At 36.6% G+C, this 21,332-nt stretch carries 11 protein-coding genes; 6 read left to right on the forward strand and 5 right to left on the reverse strand.

Features of this window, described 5'->3' with window-relative positions; translation table 11 throughout:
- Window positions 1–18 precede the first annotated feature (18 nt).
- On the reverse strand, window positions 19–1,215 hold the full coding sequence (coaBC, locus tag ABR854_RS20175) for a bifunctional phosphopantothenoylcysteine decarboxylase/phosphopantothenate--cysteine ligase CoaBC (protein WP_350267659.1): 1,197 nt from the start codon (window positions 1,213–1,215) through the stop codon (window positions 19–21).
- Between the two features lie 239 nt (window positions 1,216–1,454).
- Between coaBC and ABR854_RS20180 the strand changes: the two genes are divergently transcribed.
- Together ABR854_RS20180 and tamL are read left to right on the forward strand one after the other, a co-directional pair.
- Window positions 1,455–6,410 carry a translocation/assembly module TamB domain-containing protein gene (locus ABR854_RS20180; RefSeq protein WP_350267660.1) on the forward strand — a complete coding sequence of 1,652 codons (4,956 nt, stop codon included), beginning with the start codon at window positions 1,455–1,457 and terminating at the stop codon, window positions 6,408–6,410.
- A 5-nt stretch (window positions 6,411–6,415) separates the two neighbouring features.
- On the forward strand, window positions 6,416–8,833 hold the full coding sequence (gene tamL / locus ABR854_RS20185; protein ID WP_350267661.1) for a translocation and assembly module lipoprotein TamL: 2,418 nt from the start codon (window positions 6,416–6,418) through the stop codon (window positions 8,831–8,833).
- Between the two features lie 86 nt (window positions 8,834–8,919).
- Here the strand turns inward: tamL and ABR854_RS20190 are convergent, their stop codons facing one another.
- The 3 genes from ABR854_RS20190 to ABR854_RS20200 form a co-directional block, all read right to left on the reverse strand.
- A complete protein-coding gene (locus ABR854_RS20190; protein ID WP_350267662.1) occupies window positions 8,920–9,225 on the reverse strand; it encodes a DNA-directed RNA polymerase subunit omega in 306 nt (101 codons plus the stop codon).
- Between the two features lie 82 nt (window positions 9,226–9,307).
- Complete coding sequence (locus ABR854_RS20195; RefSeq protein ID WP_350267663.1) at window positions 9,308–10,234, reverse strand: outer membrane protein assembly factor BamD; 927 nt, start codon at window positions 10,232–10,234, stop codon at window positions 9,308–9,310.
- 113 nt (window positions 10,235–10,347) lie between these two features.
- Complete coding sequence (locus ABR854_RS20200; RefSeq protein ID WP_350267664.1) at window positions 10,348–11,130, reverse strand: transglutaminase domain-containing protein; 783 nt, start codon at window positions 11,128–11,130, stop codon at window positions 10,348–10,350.
- A 350-nt stretch (window positions 11,131–11,480) separates the two neighbouring features.
- Here ABR854_RS20200 and ABR854_RS20205 point away from each other — a divergent pair, with 350 nt between their 5' ends.
- The 3 genes from ABR854_RS20205 (at window position 11,481) to ppk1 (ending at window position 16,647) form a co-directional block, all read left to right on the forward strand.
- Window positions 11,481–13,397, forward strand: coding sequence for a Kelch repeat-containing protein (locus ABR854_RS20205; protein WP_350267665.1), 1,917 nt, complete (start codon window positions 11,481–11,483; stop codon window positions 13,395–13,397).
- A 12-nt stretch (window positions 13,398–13,409) separates the two neighbouring features.
- Window positions 13,410–14,228: a leucine-rich repeat domain-containing protein gene (locus tag ABR854_RS20210; RefSeq protein WP_350267666.1), complete on the forward strand. Its 819-nt coding sequence runs from the start codon at window positions 13,410–13,412 to the stop codon at window positions 14,226–14,228.
- A gap of 124 nt (window positions 14,229–14,352) precedes the next feature.
- Window positions 14,353–16,647: a polyphosphate kinase 1 gene (gene ppk1, locus ABR854_RS20215; protein WP_350267667.1), complete on the forward strand. Its 2,295-nt coding sequence runs from the start codon at window positions 14,353–14,355 to the stop codon at window positions 16,645–16,647.
- A 67-nt stretch (window positions 16,648–16,714) separates the two neighbouring features.
- On the opposite strand, the gene ABR854_RS20220 is transcribed toward ppk1, so the two are convergent.
- Window positions 16,715–17,725 carry a LacI family DNA-binding transcriptional regulator gene (locus tag ABR854_RS20220; RefSeq protein WP_350267668.1) on the reverse strand — a complete coding sequence of 337 codons (1,011 nt, stop codon included), beginning with the start codon at window positions 17,723–17,725 and terminating at the stop codon, window positions 16,715–16,717.
- A 405-nt stretch (window positions 17,726–18,130) separates the two neighbouring features.
- Here ABR854_RS20220 and ABR854_RS20225 point away from each other — a divergent pair, with 405 nt between their 5' ends.
- Complete coding sequence (locus ABR854_RS20225) at window positions 18,131–21,322, forward strand: SusC/RagA family TonB-linked outer membrane protein (RefSeq protein WP_350267669.1); 3,192 nt, start codon at window positions 18,131–18,133, stop codon at window positions 21,320–21,322.
- Window positions 21,323–21,332: the final 10 nt, after the last annotated feature.

Below are 21,332 nucleotides of genomic sequence, written 5' to 3' on the forward strand. Positions count from 1 at the left end.
ATTTTACTGAAAAGGCTTCTAAAATTTCCTTTTTACAGTTTCCAAAATATCTTGTGCAACTTCTTTTTTTGTTTTTAAATCAAAATCAAAAATATTACCTTCTCGGTCAATGATTTTGATTTTGTTTGTATCATAACGAAAACCCGCTCCATTATCTTGTAATGAATTCAAAACCACGAAGTCAAAATTTTTGCGTTCGAGTTTTCCTTTGGCATTTTCAAACTCATTATCGGTTTCGAGAGCAAAACCTACAATTATCTGACCAGTTTTTTTCTGCTGCCCCAGCGTTGCAGCAATATCAGTCGTTTTGGTGAGTTCAATATTAAAAGTATCCTCTTTTTTCTTAATTTTCTTATCGGCAACGTGCAGTGGTGTATAATCAGCAACGGCGGCTGATAGCACCACAATATCGCTTTCAGTAAAATATTTGGCGGTTGCCTCAAACATTTGTTGTGCCGATTGTACTTTTTCAACTTTCACACCTTTGGGCGATGTAATCGAAACTGGGCCACTTACGAGTATAACTTCTGCTCCTGCCATCTCGAAAGCTTCGGCAATTGCGAAACCCATTTTGCCCGAAGAATGATTACTAATAAACCGCACAGGGTCGATTGGCTCTTGGGTTGGGCCTGCCGTTATCAATACTTTTTTTCCTTGAAAAACAGGTATTTTTGAAAAATGACGAGTCAATTCATGCACAATTTGTTCAGGTTCAGCCAAACGTCCCTCACCAATCAAACCACTTGCTAACTCACCAAATTCGGCATTAATGATTTGATTTCCATAAGAAGTCAGTTTACGTATATTTTCAATAGTACTTGGGTGTTTATACATATCCAAGTCCATTGCGGGAGCAAAAAACACCGAACATTTAGCTGATAAATAGGTGGCTATCAATAAATTATCACAAATACCATTCGCACATTTTGCGAGTGTATTGGCCGATGCTGGAGCAATAATCATCAAATCTGCCCAAAGCCCCAGCTCTACATGGTTATTCCATTCCCCCGAATCTCCTTTTACGAAATTGGATAAAACTGGGTTCTTTGAAAGAGTAGAAAGCGTCAATGGCGTAATAAAATCTTTGGCAGATTCGGTCATAATGACTTTCACTTCTACCCCTTCTTTGACCAATAATCTGACTAATAAAGCCGATTTGTAGGCGGCAATACTTCCCGAAACACCTAATAATATTTTTTTATTCTTTAAGCTCAATTGTATGTCGTTTGAATGGTTATTTATTGGATTTTATTTTATCCGTGCCATGCACAGCATGACACGATGAGCTATTCCATGGCACGCTGTGCGTGTCATGGATAAATATGCTGGCACGATTTTTTAGTATTTAACTATAATTCACAAAATTGTAACAATTCGGAATAAAAATCAAAACCTTCATGCTAAGTATTAATTTAATTCGTTAAAAGTACGCAGTTTTTGGTTAAATTTGTTTGATGAAACGACTTCTCCACATAATAATATGGGTTTTAGTTGGAATTTCTTTGTTAATAGGCGGTATTGTTATGTACATTCAATCGCCTACTGGACAAGATTTTCTGACAAAAGAGATAGTTTCGTACCTACGAAAAAAACTTCATACAAAAGTTGAAATTCAAAAAGTTAGATTTGATTTTCCTGACTGGATTTCGCTCGAAAATGTTTATATCGAAGACCTATCAAAGGATACTTTAATATCAGGCAAACGCCTATATCTTGACATTGATATGCTGGCTTTGCTACAAAACCGAGCTGATATTAATCAAATCGAACTTCAAGGCATTCGTCTGAAGGTAAATCGTACACTTCCCGATACTACTTTCAACTTTAATTTTATTCTCAAAGCATTTGATTCGGGAGCCGTCGAACCAAAAACACCCTCAAAACCATTTGATGTGGGCATGAAAGCCGTGAAACTACAAAATGTGCATATCACCTACAAAGATGCAGTTTTGGGAACGGATGCCGATGCAAATTTTGCCTTTTTGGAAACAAAATTCGATAAATTTAATCTCAATCAATCGCAATATTACCTCTCATCTATTAACGGAAATCAAGGTTCGGTTATTCTCAATTTATACAAACCTTTAGAAAAAACTGCAAATATTGGCACTCCACCAACATCAGATTCGGATACGCTTGATGTAAATTTCAAAAAGCTCAATCTAAACAATATCAGTTGGTTGTTTGAAAATAGTGAAGACGGTATGAGAAGTGGTGGAAAAATCGACACATTGCAGGCCGAAGGTGATAAAATTCACTTAGAAAACCAAGAAATCAAACTACCGAAAGTGTCGCTTAGTAATGCAACTGCATTTGTAGAATTTGCTAAGACCGCTCAAAAACCTACCCCGACGGTTAGACAAGATACTACTGAAAGCAAAAGTTGGACTTTGAATTTGGGTGAAATTGAGGTTAAGAATACTAATCTTCGCTACGAAGCCCCCGAAGCGTCGGTCGCCCCCGCCCCCAATGGGGGTGCTAAAAGTCTTACTAAAGGATTTAACCCAAATAGTATTTCAATAGAAAAATTAGGCTTCAAGCTCAATAAATTTGTTTTTGCTCAAAACCAAATTTCAGGAATCTTGCAAAATACTGCTTTCCAAGAAAAAAGTGGTTTGAATGTTCAGAATATCAGTTCAGCGTTTAGCTACACCAATAAAGCTCTGATTTTAAAGAAATTAATTATCAAAACTCCGAATACCTTATTGCAAGATGAACTGGCAATGCAATATAATTCGGTCGATGATTTCAGTAAAAACTTAGGCAATGTTGGAGTAAAACTCAATCTCAAAAAGAGCCAATTGGCAGTAAAAGATTTATTAATTTTAGTACCATCGTTGGCCGAAAATCCAACTTTCAAAGGAAAAACCAACGAAATAATAAAGGTAGATGGAGAGGTAAGTGGCCGAGTAAATAATCTCGTGGTATCGAAATTGACCGTTGATGGATTCGGAGAAACACATTTGCAGGTCAAAGGCAAAATCGTTGGCTTGCCCAATACCGATAAAATGGCACTTGATATGGAACTCGGTGCGTTGAGCATGACCAAAGCCGATATGTTGCGAATGGCAGGTGATAGTGCGATTCCGAAAAGTATTGAGTTGCCTCAATTTGTGAATCTTGAAGGCAAAATAAAAGGTAGTTTACAAAATTTATTACTTGATGCTTCACTTGATTCTGATTTAGGTGGTGCGGCTTTTAAAGGTGCACTAAAAAATATAACTGCCGAACGAAATCAGATTTATGACGGCAGAATCACCTTACAAGAATTTGATTTAGGGAGACTCACCAAACAGCCCGAAAATGTAGGCAAACTCACACTCGATGCCACAATAAAAGGCACAGGTTTCGACCCAAAAACAATGAATACTACCGTTGATGGAATTGCCAAAAAAGCAATAGTGAAAGGTTATGAATACAATAATTTGGCAATAAAAGGAACAATAAAAGACCAAATAGCAGATTTTAATGCGTCGGTCAATGATGAAAATGCTAAAGTAGTCATTAGTACAAAAGTTAATTTGGCTGATGAATATCCAGCCATCGAAGCAAAAGTAAATATCGGTGAGCTTGACCTTAATAAACTCAAACTTTATGCTGGAAATTTGAGTCTGAAAGGTGATATTGAGATGAATATGGTTTCGACAAACCCCGAAAACCCACTTGGTAAAATCTTGATAAACAACGCTATTTTAAGTAAAGATGGGAAAGCAATTCCACTCGATAGCATTGATTTGGATATTCGTAATATCAACAACAGACGAGACATTAGCCTGAAATCACCATTTTTGAATGCCCAAATTGATGGAAAATTTATCTACACGCAATTGAGCGATATTTTGCTGACCGAGGTCAATAAATACTTTGCTTTACCCGATATTGCTTATCAGCCTATCACAACGCCTTATGATTTGAGCATTAACGCAAAACTAAACAATCATCCGATTATCAAAAGTTTTGTTACGGGAATCACCAAATTAGATACTATCAGCTTCAACGCTCAAATCAATAATCAACGAGATACGACGCTGCAAGCCAATATGTTTATTCCGCAAATTGAGTACGATACTTCGAGCATCAACAATGCCCGATTTAAGATATTCGGAGCAAATAATCGTGCCGAATACGAAGGAAATGTATCTCAAATTCTATTCAGCAATTACCGTTTTCGTCGTCTTTTTGTAGGCGGTGAAGTCGAAAATAATGTTTTAGACTTAAACCTTCTTGCCAAGGATTCGCTCAATGCAACTCGCTACGGTTTGGCAGCAAATCTTCGTTCGATTGATAAAAAACTAAGGCTAAACCTCGCCAAAAAAGGCACCTTAATTGACTACCGAGCATGGGAAGCCGATTCGACTGGTTATCTCGAATACAGTCCCGCAGGTATTTACATCAATCATTTACAACTCCGACAAGACAAACAGCGACTGACAATTAATAGTCAAAATACCACACCAAATTCGCCACTCAATATTCAGATTGATAGCCTTAATATCAAGCCATTTGTCACAATCGCTACGCAAGATTCAACACTGGCAGGCGGTACGCTCAATGGTTTATTTAAGCTCACTGACTACATGAATGCTCCCGAATTTACGGGTGATTTAGCTATCAAAAACTTTGTATTTACCCAAATTCCAATCGGAGATTTAAAAGTCAATGCCACCAACGAAACTTCTGACAGAGTCAACGTTTTGGCGACTATTTTGGGAAATAATAACGATGTAAATATCACAGGGAAGTATCTTTTAAAGCAAAAGAAACCACTTGATTTTATAATAGACATCAACAAGATTGGAGCAAAAACAGTAGAAGCATTTAGTTTTGGACAATTAAAAAATGCCCGTGGTAACCTAAGTGGCTCACTCAATCTGAAAGGCGAACCAAGCAAGCCCGTACTTGATGGAGCGATAAAATTCGACACGGTTTCATTTAGTTTAGCTCAATTAGGAGCAATCTATCGCATTCAAAATCAGTCAATGAATTTCAAAAATAGTGTTATTTCTTTCAATAAATTTACCGTTGCCGACACTTTGGGGCAAAACATGAGCATCAATGGTAGTCTTTCACTTCAAAATATTCCCAACTTTAATTATAAACTTAATATTGATACCAAAAACTTTATGGTGCTAAACGGCAGCCGTAAAGACAATGATTTTTTCTACGGAAAAGGATTCGTTGATGCCAATTTGAATGTGCAGGGAGTTGGGTCAAAACCCGCTATCGAAGGAAGTGTAAAGTTAAAAAATGGCAGCGATATTACGGTACTTCTACCCGACCGAGAAATTGACAAAGCCGAAACTGACGGTATTGTAGAATTTGTAAATCTAAAAAATCCAGCCGCTGAGAATCTCTCCAAAGCAGATTCGAGCGAATTAGCCGCCACTTATAATTTCGTAGAAGAAGTTTCACTCAATATTGAAGTAGATGATAAATCTCAGCTAACAATCGTAGTTGACGAACTCAATGGCGATAATATCAAAGTGAAAGGAAATGCTCAACTCAATACGGGTATTACACCAAGCGGACAGCCTTATGTTTTGGGGCTGTATGAATTGACTTCGGGCAGCTACGATTTATCATTTCAGTTCTTGAAAAAAGAATTTGCAATCAAGAAAGGCAGTAATCTCCTCTGGACTGGCGACCCTATGCAGGCACAGGTTGACATCACGGCGGTTTATAATATTGAGGCGGAGGTTCCGAAATTAGTTACAACGAACCAAACTACCCGAAAAAATAAAGTTCCGCTCGAAGTTCAGCTAAAAATGAGTGGAAATTTATCAAGTCCAGTTGTTGATTTTAAAGTGGTAGTTGCCGAAAACGCCCCTACTGACTTGGCCAACGAAATCGAAAAAGATGGTTATCTGAAAAGCCTTGAACAAAATCCTGTTGAGATGAACAAACAGGTTTTTGCTTTATTGGTTTTAAATAAATTTTTAGGCGAACAATCAAGCGATTTCTTTTCGGGCATCAACCCCGAAGCCATTGCTCGCCAAAGTGTGAGTAAATTACTTACCGACCAACTCAATTTATTGGCTGGCGATTTAATAAAAGGTATCAAACTTGACTTTAACCTTAACTCAACTTCAATGAATACCGATGCAGGCAATAAAGCCCGTACAGATTTAAACGTTGGTTTGAGTAAAGCATTTTTAAACGACCGTCTGAAAGTTGCCATTGGACGTAATTTCCAACTCGAAAACACTACTTCGGCCGCTACTTCTACCGAGATTGTAGATAATATTTCGCTCAATTATAGCCTCAGTAAAGATGGACGTTATTTGTTTAGTGCTTATCGTAAAAATCAGTACCAGGCCATTCTTGATGGTTTTGTGGTAGAAACTGGGGTAGCATTTACGCTAACGCTCGACTACGAGTACTTTAAAGAGTTATTTGAAAAGAAAAAATGAGAAATATGCCTTCTTTATATCGCAAAATCTACAATTTTTCTTTTTTCGGAAAGAAAACAAAAGAGTGCGGAATTTACTTTTTATTTTGTCTCTCATGTTTTTTTCTTAGTTCATGCTCAGTAAGTAAATATATTCCGCAAGGAGAAAGTCTATATACAGGAGCAAAAATAAAGACCGCAACCGATTCCAGTTTTACTAAAAATGAAACCAAAGCACTCGATGAGCAGCTAAAAACCATTATTCGCCCAGTTCCAAACAGTTCAATTTTTGGGTTTCCGTATAAAGTTTGGTTTTATTATGTGGTTGGCGAGCCTAAGAAAGAAAAAGGAGTAAGAAACTGGTTTAGAAAGAAATTTGGAGAAGCACCCGTATTGGCCAGTAAAAGAGCTGTAAATGTAAATACCGAAATCATCAGTAACTATTTGAATAATGAAGGTTATTTTCGCTCTACTGCTATTGGTGAATTAATTATTAAAGGTAAAAAAGCAGAAGCCATGTATGTGGCAAATGTGAAACCTCGCTACACAATTAGTAAAGTAGAATTTATACAAAAAGACACTTCAGCTTTTAGTAAAAGTTTGATGCAAACAAAAGCTGGTTCGTTATTAAAAGTTGGTGAGCCTTACCGATTCGATAATATAAAACTGGAGCGTGACCGCATTGATAAAGCACTAAAACTCAATGGCTATTACTATTTTCGCCCCGATTTTCTAATCATTAAGGCAGATTCTAACCAAAATACTCGACAAGTAAATCTTTTTCTCGAACTCAAACCTAATATTACTCAAACCTCGCTCAAGCAATATACTATCAAAGATATTTTGGTTTTTGTCGATAATTCTGATAGTACCAAGCAAAAAAGTGTCCAAATAAGAAAAGGATTAAGTGTTTTTGACTCAAAAAAGGCTTTTAAGGGGCAGATATTCAATGATGCTATTAGTTTCCGTAGTGGCCGACTTTATAACAGTCAAACGCATGATGCTTCGCTTTCGAGGCTGATTAATTTACGAAATTTTAAATTCGTAAAAAATCGTTTTGAAATGGTCAATCGCTCCGATTCGGCACTAATCAATGTTATTTACGACCTAACTTCACTCAAAAACAAATCATTACAAGCCGAATTTAATGCACTTACTCGCTCTAATAACCTTGCGGGTACTCAATTGGGGGTTAACTGGTTAAATAGAAATATTTTTAAAGGTGCAGAAATTCTAAAAATCGGAGTCAATACTGGCTTTGACTTTCAACTTGGAAACAAAATAAACGATGAAAACCTAAACAGTTATTATCGTCTGGCTGGCGATGCCGACCTGACTTTTCCGAGATTTTTATTGCCTTTTTATCGAGTTAGGGCGGGAAGAAATCAGGCTTTACCAAAAACCAACATCAATTTGGGCTACGAACGTCTGGTACAAAAAGGTATTGGCATGAATGAAGATAGTAGTACTTATCGCTATAATCAATATACAATTACCTCGCTACGAAGTTCATTAAGTTATAATTTAAGAAAAAATGCCGCCGTAGAACATAATTTTACGCCCCTTTCAATCAATCTGATTAGGCCAAAAAATATCAGTGAAGAATTTGTTGATAGAATTTTCAGAAGCAGTAATATCCAAGATTTATTACGCTACGACCAAATTCTAATCACAAGATTAATTTTGGGCGGTCAGTATAACATCGTTTATACGCCTATTCAAGCACCGAAAAGTAGGCACTATTTTTATTTGAATGCAGGTTTTGATATTGCTGGAAATCTTGCTGGCCTTTTTGTAAAAAAACAAGCGGATGATTCTAAACGCATAGCCAATACAGTCTTTGAGCAGTACGCTCGTTTCGACTTAGAAACTCGATATTATTTAGACCTAACCCCAAGTATTAGACTGGCGAATCGGGTAATTTTGGGTTATGGTTTACCATATGGAAACTCTAAAAGTTTACCGACGCAAATCAAGCAATATTTTGTGGGTGGAAGCAATAGCATTCGGGCTTTTAGAGCAAGGTCGATTGGGCCTGGAGATTTTGATGTTATCGGTGATAGCACCTCAATTTTTACAACAGCTTATGGTGATGTTAAGCTCGAACTCAATTCCGAGTTACGTATAAAAGTGAGTCAAATTATCAACTTAGCTGCGTTTATTGATGCTGGAAATATTTGGCTGGCCAAATATAACGATGCTCTTGGCTATTCTGAGAATAGTGTTTTTGGCAAAAACTTCTACAAACAACTGGCCGTTGGTGGTGGACTTGGACTACGCCTTGATTTTACTTACGTAAAACTCCGTCTCGACCTTGCCACGCCATTCTGCAAGCCGTGGCTACCCGAAGGAGAGCGTTGGGTCATTCAAGACATAAAACCTTTTGAAAAGACTTGGAGAAAACAAAACCTAATTCTGAATATTGCGGTTGATTATCCGTTCTGATTTACCAATAAACCAAAAAAGGAAGACTTCACTTAGAGCGAATGTCGCCCAGCGAAGTCTTCCTTAAAAAGTCTTTCTACAAGAAATTACTCAGCGTCTTTCCAACGATATTCTACTTTTTCTTCCATAAACTCTTCCAATGCAACTGAAGTTGGTTTTGGCTGACGCTCATAGAATCTTGAGATTTCGATTTGCTCACGGTTTTCAAAAATTTCTTCCAAGTTATCAATATTTGAAGCGAATTCACCCAATTTCTGGGTTAATTCTTCTTTGGTTTTGATAGCCACTTGTCTGGCACGTTGCGATGCAATATATACCGACTCATAAACATTACCTGTTTTAGCGGCTAATTTATCAACGTCTCTTGCAATGATTGAAGGATTTATTGCCATATTTTATGTTGTCCTTACTTTCAAAGGAACTTTATTTTTGATTTACTTATAATCTATATTTACAAAACACTTATGTGTCAATTCAACTTTTTCCTGCCTTTTCTTCTTTTTTGGTTGCAGCATCTTCCTTTTCCTTCGCCACTCTTGCCGCTTCTTTAGCTTTTAGTTCTTTTACTTCTTGTTCGTACTTAACGGCTTTTTCTAAACCTTTTGTCGAACCATCATATACTTTTTCAGCTTGCTTGATGTATTTACTTTTTGGATATTTATCAATAAAGTCTTCATAAAATTTTAAAGCATCAGTAAAGCGTTCTCTTTGTTTATTTTCAAAACTTACCGTTGCCAAATCATATTGTGACTGTACTTTCAAAAACGACAATTCCTCAATATACTCCGAATCAGGAAAATCTTTTTGGAAATTATCAATCGCTACAACCGCTGCCTTAAAGTTAGCAATCGTTACGCCACTTGTTTTGTAATAAAGTTTTGCTTTTTCGTAGGCTTTTTCTTCCAAACGATGTCTCAAATCTTTCAAATCTTGATTACAGCTTTCGGCATATTTACTTTCAGGATATGAATTAATGAAAGTCTGTAAAGCATCAATAGCTGTAAGCGTACTTGATTGGTCGAGATTAAAATTTGGCGAATCTTTGTACATCGAATTGGCGTACATATAAAATGCTTCTTCGGCCATTGGGCTATTTGCGTAAGTAGCATAAAAACTCTTAAACAAATAGGCACTCATGCTATACTGCTTTTGCTGATATTGAGCATAAGCATTATAAAACTGAGCGTTTTCGGCGAGCGAATCTCCTTTCAACAACGGAATGATTTCTTCAAAAAGGATGCCTGCTTTGTAGAAGTCACCTTTTTTGTAATAATCATTAGCAGCTTTATATTTTTCTTCGGTAGTTCCTTTCTTTTGCAGTTTCATAAACTTGCTTGAACAAGCCGAAAACAACAAAACACTAACAAACAACAGGGCGATATGAGGTCTTTTTAAAAACATGGGTGCAAAGATAATAAAAATGCTACGTTTTTGTAACGAATTTTGCAGCTTAATTATTTCTGATGATTAAAATATAAGTTGTTTGGGGCAAAATTAATAAATAATTCACCGATTTATGAGACTGCTTCTACTGATACTTGCATATTGTTGAGATAAATATTACCAAATTGAGTAGCAAAAGCCACATCGCTGGCATCACGCCCGTAAGCCAAAACTACTCGATTTCCTTTGGCTTGTGCTTGGGTAGCATCAAAAGTAAACCATTGATTTTCAAGATAAACTTCATACCAAGCGTGCATATCCATTGGGTCTAATTCATACAAATATCCCACAACCATACGAGCAGGCAAATTTATGGCACGGCTTAATGCAATGGCTAAATGCGAAAAATCACGGCAAACACCAATACGAGTCTGATTGATATCAACTGCAGAAGTAGATGATGAACTAAAGCCATATTGATACGTTATATTATTTTTTACCCATTGGCAGATTGCATTTGCCTTCTCATATCCGGTTTGGAAATCTTGTGTAATTTCGGCAGCCATCTGTAAAAATAAATCTGACTCACAATATCGACTTGGCAATATATAAACTTGAGCATAATCTGGAATAAATTGCGGAGCTACCGCACCTGCTGCAAAATTTACATCAATTGAATCTGATGTTAGAACAACCGCCGAGGCTTCAATTTTAAAATTGCCAATCGGGGTGATTAATTTTTGATTCAGGTTACCATAATTATCTTGAAACTCTGTAAAATGAGTTTCAGGATTAAATGATAAACTTTCTTGTAAAACTTGTTGTGCGGCTCCAGTTTGTGGACGAAGCATTAAAATTAATGGCACATTTTCGGCACATTGGTAGTCAATTTGACAATTCACTCGTAATTTCATTGAGGCTATTTAAAAATATCATTTTTGTAAAGATAGTTCTTTTTAATCGAAATATCTTCTTTTGAATCATTACTAAATTATAAATCGTTATACCCACGAAATATGTCCATAAAATTAGGGGAATAATTTTATTTTTAATCCAATAAAAAGGATCTTAAAACCGTTATTTGTTCAAAAACTGCCTACTTGTATAAGAACTTTTAGAGACTTTTCCTTGAATATTAATCATTTTTATCTTAGTTTTGTTAACGAAAACAGGTTAAACTGCGAAAAACTACAAGCTATTATTATTTAATTTATTATTGTCGTGCCTCCAAAACTTGTTACCTGTAAATTTTCTAATACCGCAAATGCCTAATTCTAAAAGCGTAGCTTTTACTGTACTTTTCTGTATAAAATCTAAGCAAACTATCTTCTTCATTTTTTTAAGTGCTATCTCTCTGAATTGTTTTTCACAAAATCAATGGACTTGGATGTCTGGATATTTAGTAAGCGATGCCTCTTGGATTTTCCCTCGCCCCTTACCTTCACCTCTAAGTGTCCGAGGAGCACCCTGGGTTTTAGACAGTGCCATTAAACCTTCGGTCAGAGAACATCCTGCTGGTGGTATCACAAATAATAATGAAATTTATGTTTACGGAGGTGCTTCATTGGAATCTGAATATTCATCTGATTTTTGGGTATATGACATTTCTCAGCAAAAGTGGGCTTTTATTTCTGATTTAGGTTGGCAAAATATTGTTGGGCCGATTGGGCAAGAAAGCAGTACTGCTCACCCTGGTGGCAGAAACAGAATGGCATCGGCAGTTGACAAAGATGGAAACATTTGGTTTTTTGGTGGACTTTATAGAGATAAAAATACAGCTGAAACATTCACCCGCTCTGACCTTTGGCGATATAATCCAAAGACAAAAAAATTTGCTTTTTTTGATGAATACGCAGGCTCACAAAGTAAACCGAGCGATAGATATAGAGCCAGAGCATGGTTTGATAACGACAATAATATGTGGATGTACGGTGGAGCAGTTGATACACCAAGCGGTTCGCTTTCGTATAATGATTTGTGGAAATTTAATACTACAACTAAAAGTTGGACGTTTATCAGTGGCAATAAAAACCAACCATTCTGTAAGGATTGTCCAAATGGAGTATATCCTGGTACTGAATACAATCCCACAATACAATATTATCCTCGTGCAAGGTCAGACTATGGGTATTGGCAAGATAATAGCGGTAATTTCTGGATTTATGGTGGCTATGCCGAATCTCATGGAGTAGATGAATACGGTGACCTCTGGAAGTTTAGCCCTACAAATAAAGAATGGACACTAATATCAGGAAATGAAGCCTTTAATCCACCACAAACTGCAACAAATCCTGGTTCGAGAAATGCACCTTATTGCTGGGTAGGGAGCGATAATAAATTGTATATGACTGGTGGTCTAAGACAATACTCATCTTTTTTAAGAGATATTTGGCGAATAAACCCCACTACTGGTAATTGGGAAGCAGTAAAAGTAGATAATATGATTAATAATACTCCCGTATCAGCAGGACTTAAAGTCGAAAGTACAACTAATATACCTGGTGCATCGGTCAATACACTTAATCATATCACAACAGGCTCACATACATATATGTTTAGTGGTTATGGTATGGGTTCAAACAATCTTTTAGGCTTTACGGGTGCTATGTGGCGGTATTCTTTGGATGGATACGATGCCAACTTAGTACCTATTGCCACCCCAGACTCACTCATTTTACCTTATAGAGATTCTATTGCATGCAATGTTAAAGCAAATGATTTCCCCAAAGTAGCATTTAATAATTTAACTTTAGATTTAAATGTAAATCTTGCGGGTATTCAGAGCAGCTATACAACTCCAAATGGAAAATTCTCGGTTGATAGTACTGGTATAATATGGTTTAAACCTACCTCTCAAAATTTCCTTGGAACCGACTCTCTAAAATATACTTATCAAAATTCGGCAAAGTATGTTTCAAATACAGCTCGATTAAAATTGAAAATCTATAAATGTAATACTACAGTCTTGAGTCTTACATCGCCTGATAATGATATTAGTAGTGGCATTTACCAATATAACAATAATGAATCAGCTAAATTATCCAACAAAATAAATCCTGACGGAGAAAATCACACCACCGTTAAAGTGAATGCTGCCACTTCGATTTTATTTCTTCCAGGTCTTTCAATCAATTCTAATAGTGGTTCAACTTTTGAAGCCAAGATAAATGGCTGCAATTAAAATATTATGACAATGAAAAAATATTTTTATTCTTGTTTGGTAGCCTTTGGCTTCGTGATGGCTTGTAGTTCTCGCACTATTAAAATCGACCCAAATATCATTCTTATCAAAGACAGCAATTTTGAGAAAGCATTAATTGCTCAAAAAATTGACTCTGATAGCACCATTAATGGACAAATAAAAAAAACAGACGCCGAAGACATTAAGGTTTTGAGTTTACCAAATCTTCAAATTAAATCTTTGATTGGCATTGAAGGCTTTAAATCATTGACATACTTAGATTGTTCACTAAATCAAATTGATAATCTTGATGTAACTCAAAATAGTGCCTTAGAATCGCTTGATTGCTCTTCTAACCTTCTAACAAGCATTGATTTGAGTCGAAACCTGAATTTAGCCGCTCTAAATTGTGTGAATAACCAATTGAAAGATTTAAGCATTCAGAGCAAACAATTATATGCACTTAATGCGAGCAATAATTTACTCGTTACGATTTCTGTTGATGCAGCTACAAGACTCTCAATACTTTATTTATCGAAAAATCAACTTAAATCACTTAATCTTGTCAATAACATAGCCTTAATGGAATTAAAGTGCGACAATAATAAACTGACCAGCATTGATCTAAGTAAAAACACTAAATTACGCATTTTAGATGTTTCAAACAATACGCTATCAGCCCTTGATTTATGCAATAATTCTGAAATACTCAAGCTAACTTGTTCTTCAAACAACATTGCCAAGATTACGATTCCTAAAAGAATTCAGTCAATTTTCGTAAATAATATTGCTGTAATTGATAGCAAAACAACATACTCTACGTGCGATTAACGGATAATTTCAGCCACTATTAAAATACCATTAGAATTGAGCGTCTAACGTTAAATTATTATTAAATTCTTGAATTTTACACCATTTTTGACTTACTTCGCAGAACACATTTTGTTGTCGAGCGATGGAAGAAAATATAAAAAACGCACCCAATGACAAAGGCTCGAAAAGTAGCCTTTTTTCATTTTTAAATGGGTTAGTACCCAGTAGTAAAAATAGCGAAACAAAAGGCATTGCCGAAGATTCAAAAATCAATCGCTATGCTGATAGTATTGAACAATCGAATTATTTGAGCCGTGATTTAAGTTGGCTGAAATTCAACGAGCGTGTACTTGACCAAACTCGTGAAAAAGACCTTAACTTATTTGAACGATTAAAGTTTTTGGCTATTACAGCCTCAAATCTTGACGAATTTTTTACGGTTCGATTGGGTAGCCTCTACAATTATCTTGATTTCAATAAAGAACGTATTGATTATTCTGGTTTACGTGAAATTCCTTTCCGAAAAGCCCTTATGCTTTCTGTGAAACAATTTTGCCAAGAACAAGACCGTATTTTTAAGGAAGAGCTAAAGCCCTTATTTTCGGAATACAAGTTTAGGATTGTAAAAATTAGTGAACTCTCTCCGAACGAATTAGAAGAAACCATTGCGTATTTCGATAATACTGTTTATCCGATGCTTACGCCAATGCTATTCGACCACACTCACGCTTTTCCTGTTTTGATTGCCAAAACCTTGATTTTTGGCGTTGTGACCGATGCTAACCGCTCAACGCTTTTCCCTGATGATAGCGAAAATAAGAAAATTTCGTTTGTACAAATCCCGAGCAATCTACCGAGATTTTTTCCGATTGAACGTGGTGAGGAAATTTTGTTTTTACCAATCGAAGAAATTGTTCGTCATGAAATAAAAAAACTTTATCGAAACATCGAAATTCAATCGGTTAATTTGTTCCGAATTGTACGAAACGGAGATTTTACGCTCGAAGAGTCAGATGATATCGAAGCCGATTTTGTGGACGAAATCAAGCAAAAAATCAAGAGTCGTCGATTGGGCAGAGTGGTTCACATGGAAATTGAACCAAATCCAAACGAATGGATGCTTACTATGCTCCAAAAACGCTTCGAAATTGATAAATATAACATCTTTTTCGATGAATGTTTGATAGACTACACTTGTTTGTGGCAAATTATCCGTCATCCCGAATTTCAAGAGGACATCAAGCCCGTACATCCGCCAATCACACATCCAAGATTACGAGATAAAAACGCTGACATTTTTGAGATAATTCGTGAAAAAGACTTGTTGTTGCACCATCCGTATAACAATTTTGAGCCTGTGCTTCAACTCATCGAAAAAGCAGCCGAAGACCCTGATGTTCTGGCTATTAAATTAACGATTTACAGACTTGCCAAGAAGTCACGTGTTACTCAAGCCCTTTTAAAAGCGGCCGAAAATGGTAAACACGTATCAGTTTTGTTTGAAATCAAAGCACGTTTTGATGAAGAAAATAATATTCGTGAAGCTGATCGACTTCAACGTGCGGGCTGCTTCGTAATTTATGGCATTGGTTGGTATAAAACCCACACCAAACTCATGCTTATTGTACGAAAAGAAGGTAATAAAGTAACACAATATGCTCACTTGGCCAGTGGAAATTATAATGAAGACACGGCAAGACTCTATACAGATATTGGCTTGCTAACGAGCAATCCGACTTATACGAAAGATATTTCAGAGTTTTTTAATGTAATCACAGGGCATTCACAACCTGCAGATTATCATAACCTGATTACATCACCTCGAGATATGCGGAATAAGCTCATTGAAATGATACGCAATGAGGCAATCAATGCCCAAAATGGCTTACCGAGTGGCATTTGTATCAAGCTCAATTCGTTGGAAGACCAGTACGTAATCAATGAACTTTACAAGGCTTCACAAGCTGGGGTAAAAATCAAACTGATTGTACGTGGAATCTGCTGTTTACGCCCTGGACGTAAGGGCTTGAGCGAAAATATTACGGTACGCTCAATCGTTGGTCTTTTCCTCGAACACGCTCGCATTTTCTATTTTCATAATAATACTCATCCGAAACTGTACGGTGGCAGTGCTGATATTATGGTAAGAAGTTTTGATAAACGTATCGAATCATTGTTTGAAATTGTTGATGAAGATGTAAAACGTCAAGTCATGCACATTTTGGATTTTAACCTCAGAGACAACGTAAATGCCTATGAACTTCAAGAAGATGGAACTTACAAAAGAGTAGTATGTTCACTCTCTTCCGAAGAACCAGCATTTGATATTCACCAGCGATTCTTCGAGATAACCGAGCAGCAATATGAACCAATATCATTATTTGATAATGAAGTGACAATTATTGAAGAAACATCTGAGGTTGAATTAGAAAGTTAATCACATGAAATAATCTTCAGCAACTACGCACGTTCATTAAAAAAGGTTGAATAAAATTCAACCTTTTTTAATGAACTATCAATTTTGTATGCATTAAAACCTCCTCATAAGGTGGCATTTCTTCTGCTGGATTTTCGATGATATTTATTAATAACTCAGTGGCCTTTATACCCATATTGTAAGCAAACTGCTCGACCGACGCCAGTGGAGGATTATCTAAGTAGAATGTCATCGGTAGATTAGCAAAACTTACAAACAAAATGTCTTTATTAGGCACAATACCCTTTTGTTTGCATACCTGCATAGCATAAAGTGCTACATAATCATTGAAAGTCAGAATTGCTTCGGGTGGTTCGTCCAAAGCCAATAATTCTTCCATTTTTATAACTGTATCATCTTTTGATAAATCAGTAGCTTTAATATATTTAGGCGACGTTTCGAGGTTAAACTTCTTGATTGCCGTCAGATAACCATTTAAACGCTCATCACAAACTTCTAAATTCGATGGGCCATTCATTAAAGCAATTCTCTTGACACCTTTATTTATCAAAAATTCAATAGCTTCAAAAGCACCATCAGTAATGCTACAACGCACTTTATTGGCATCAAGGTTTCGAGGCACACGATCGAAAAACACCAATGGTGTACCAAAGTTTTCGACTTCCTTGAAGTGGCTATAATTATTGGTTTCAGCAGCTACTGAAGCAATTACGCCATCAACTCGGCTACTTAGAAACGATTTCAGTGCTTTTTCTTCTCTCTCAAACTTATCTCTTGACTGGCTCACCACTACATTGTAGCCTTTCTCCAAAGCCACATCTTCAATACCTGAAATCGCCATTGAAAAAAACTCTTCTTGTAGATAAGGCAGTAAAACTCCGATAGTATATGTACGATTCTTTTTCAGAAAAATAGCGGCTGGATTCGGCACGTAGTGCATTGATTTTGCCAATTCCCAAACTCTTTCTCTCGTTCTTAAGCCGATACGAGTATTATTTTGTAAAGCTCTCGAAACAGTCGAAATAGAAACACCCAATTTTAGGGCAATTTCCTTGATTGTAGCTTGATGTCTTTGCATTGTATAGATTTTAATAGGTTGAGTATATTCTCGCAAGTTAAATAAAAAAGTGATTTTAAAAAATTTTAAAATCATTCCCTTCAAAACCTATGACGTATATAGATTATACAACTTACTAATGTTAACATTGAAAAGAATTTTTTCAAATGGGTCATTATAATCAGAAACCTAAATAGCATTCTTTATGCTAAGAATAAGGCAAATAATCAACGGAATATTATCATTTTGTGCAAACGATTGCAAAATATGAATAATATAGATAAGAGTCTTTAATAAGCATTTTTCTTAGAAAAATACAGCTTTCTCTACATAAAACATTATTTTACCTATACTTATTAAAAGATTTTAATATATCTTTAAGCGATGTTTAATCAAAATGTTTATTAACCTTAATCAAAAATTTCTATGAAAAAATTTACTCTGCGGGCATTAGTAGTACTACTTCTCGGAGCGGTAGGAGCATTGTCTGCTCCGAATGCTTTTGCCAAAGCTGGTTCGGGCAAATTTCTTGAGCAAAAAGTTTCGGGAAAAGTAACCGATGGTGAAAAAGGAGAAGCTCTTCCTGGAGTAAGCATCCTCATCAAAGGCACTCAAAAAGGAACAACAACCGATGCCAATGGTGAGTATTCGATTGCTGTAGCTGATAGCAAGGCGGTGTTAGTATTTAGCATCGTGGGCTACGAGCCACAAGAAGTTGTTGTGGGAAACCGTGCAACAATTAATGTAGGTATGATGACCGACACAAAAACGCTTGGAGAAGTTGTTGTGGTTGGTTATGGTGTGCAGAAAAAAGAAACAATTACTGGTTCAGTTGCATCAGTAAAAGGTTCGGAGTTAATCAAGTCACCAACAGTAAACTTGAGTAACTCAATCGCAGGTCGTATGGCGGGCGTTGTGGCAGTAAACCGTAGTGGTGAGCCAGGTGCTGACGGTTCGTCGATTCGTATTCGTGGTTCTAATACCTTAAATAATGGCGATGCCCTTATTGTCGTTGATGGTATTCCGAATCGTGCGGGTGGACTTGACCGTATCAATCCAAATGACATTGAAAGTGTATCAGTTTTGAAAGATGCTTCGGCAGCTATTTATGGTTCTCGTGCTGCCAATGGTGTAATCTTGATTACTACTAAGCGTGGAAAAACTGGCAAACCAGTGGTGTCATACTCAGCCAATCAAGGTTTTTCTCAACCAACGGTTGTACCTAAATTGACTAATGCTTCGCAATACGTGAGTATGCTCAATGACCTTGATATTTATGGTTTACCTGTAAGTGAGTGGGCAGGTGCAAATGCTGCATATAAATCAACAGGTTCTTTCACTCGTCCAAATGGAACAATTAGAAAAGCTCCATTTTCACCAACAGATATTCAAAAATACTCTGATGGTTCTGACCCTTGGTTATACCCAAATACAGATTGGTACAAAGCTACTTTGAAAACTTGGTCGCCTCAAACGCAACATAACTTGCAAATTTCGGGCGGCACAGAAAGCGTAAAATACTTAGCATCAATTGGTTATCAAAACCAAGATGCTTTCTATAAAAACTCAGCTACGAACTATCAACAATATGATATTCGTTTGAATTTAGATGCTAAAATCAACAAATACATTAACTTAAATGTTGGTATTTTGGGTCGTGAAGAAGCTCGTAACTACCCTACTCGTTCAGCAGCAGCCATTTTCAGAATGCAAATGCGTGGGAAACCACAACAGCAAGCTTTCTGGCCAAATGGTCTTCCTGGCCCAGACATCGAAAATGGTGAAAACCCTGTGGTTATCACAACTGACCTATCAGGCTATGACCGTCAAAAACAAGATTTTATTCAAACAAATGGAGCTCTTGACATTCAAATTCCTTGGGTAAAAGGTTTGAAATTAACAGGAACAGCAGCGATTGATAAAAGATTGGGAACAAGAAAGTTATGGCAAATTCCGTGGACACTTTACCAACAAGGTTCAGGATTTGAAGCAGATGGCACTACTCCTAAACTCGTAGCAAGCAAAAGAGGTCCAGCTGAACCAAACTTAAATCAATCTTATGACGACCAGTTGAATATCTTATTGGGTGGAGTAGCCACTTATGAGCGTACATTTGGCGTACATGGCCTAACAGTTTTAGCTGGTACAAATACAGAAACTATCGAAGGAAATAACTTTAATGCCTTCCGCCGTTACTTTATTTCACCAGCACTTGACCAAATGTTTGCAGGTGGAGATTTAGAAAGGAACAACGGTGGTGGTGGTTATGAAACTGCTCGTATCAACTATTTTGGTCGTGTGGCTTATAACTTCAAAGAGAAATATTTAGCTGAGTTTTTGTGGAGATACGATGGTTCTGACCGTTTCCCGAAAGCAACACGTTATGGTTTCTTCCCTGGTGTAATGGCAGGTTGGGTGATGTCAGAAGAGAAATTCATGAAAAGCCTTTCATTTATTAGCTTCTTGAAATTGAGAGGTTCGTGGGGACAATTGGGTAATGACCAAGTAAACCTTCCTAACTCTAATACTCCTGCTACCTACCAGTATCTTTCTACTTACGGATTCCGCAGTGTTATTTTGGGCGATGCCGAGCAAAAAACGTTGTTTGAAACTCGTCTTCCAAACGAAAACATTACTTGGGAAGTTGCTTCTAACTCAAACATTGGTTTAGAAGGTCAATTATTCAATGGTAAAATCAATTTTGAATTTGATTATTTTGTAAATAAGCGTTCAAAAATCCTTTGGTTCAAAAATGCATCTGTGCCACAATCAACAGGTATTACACTTCCTGCACAAAACTTTGGTGAAGTATCTAACCGTGGTTTTGACTTCAACATTGGATACCGTGGCCAAACTGGCGAGTTTAAATATAACGTAAGCGTAAACGGTGGTTATGCTAAAAACAGAATTGATTTCTGGGATGAAGCTCCTGGAGCTCCAGAATGGCAACGCACTACTGGTCGCCCAATGAATACTTTCATGGCTTACCTTTACGATGGTGTATTTAAAGACCAAGCAGCTATTGATGCTCGTGGAATTGATTATTCAGCAATCGTAAAAGAACTTCGCCCTGGAGATATGAAGTATAAAGATTACAACGGCGATGGTAAAATCACACCAGATGACCAAGTAAGAACTGACTTTACACAGCTTCCGATGTTCCAAGGTGGTATTAATTTGGGAGGTCAATATAAAAACCTTGACTTAACAATCTTGATTCAAGGTGCGGCTGGTGCAAAACAATACGTAAGTGCTGGCGAAATGGGTAATATTGGTAATTACTTACTTGACATCTACCAAAACCGTTGGACAATCGACAATCCAAGTGATGTTCACCCACGTATCGCTAACCGTTCTGACCAATACTACTCAAGTAATAATACTTATTGGTTGAGAAGTTCGGACTATGTACGTTTGAAGAACTTTGAATTAGGTTATACTATTCCAGAATCAATTGGTAAAAAAGTTGGTTTCAGCAGCATGAGAATCTACGCAAGTGGTGTTAACTTGTTTACGGTTGATAAATTGAAAGTATTTGACCCAGAAACAGCAAATACAACTGGTCAGTATTATCCGCAATCAAGAGTAGTGAACTTAGGTTTAAACGTTAAATTTTAATTAATAGAAA

The organism is Emticicia sp. W12TSBA100-4, assembly GCF_040253585.1.
Classification (GTDB): domain Bacteria; phylum Bacteroidota; class Bacteroidia; order Cytophagales; family Spirosomataceae; genus Emticicia.